Annotated in this window: 1 pseudogene; it reads right to left on the bottom strand. The window is 36.4% G+C overall.

From position 1 onward, the window contains the following. A pseudogene (locus SB775_RS32205) lies at positions 1-250 on the bottom strand (hypothetical protein); the annotation flags it as partial.

Here is a 250-nt window from a genome sequence, read left to right as displayed (position 1 = left end):
AACAAACGATGCAATGATACCTGTCATTGTCAATAATGTGTCTGCTGATTGTGCAATAAGTACTTGGTCATAATATTCATCACCATCAACTTTAGCAATCGCAATTCCATTTTTATAAATGTACGCATTTTTAATAGCTTTTGCAACCCGTAAATACTGATCCATATCTTCTTTTAAAAGCTCTTGTACAAGTACAGTATCTGCACCATGTGAGCGTAAATAAGAAGCGGCATCAAACGTACGAGCACCC

The sequence above is a fragment of the Peribacillus sp. SIMBA_075 genome (assembly GCF_046534585.1).
Note: the sequence above shows the minus strand (reverse complement) of the source record. Positions and strands in the feature narration are given on the sequence as shown.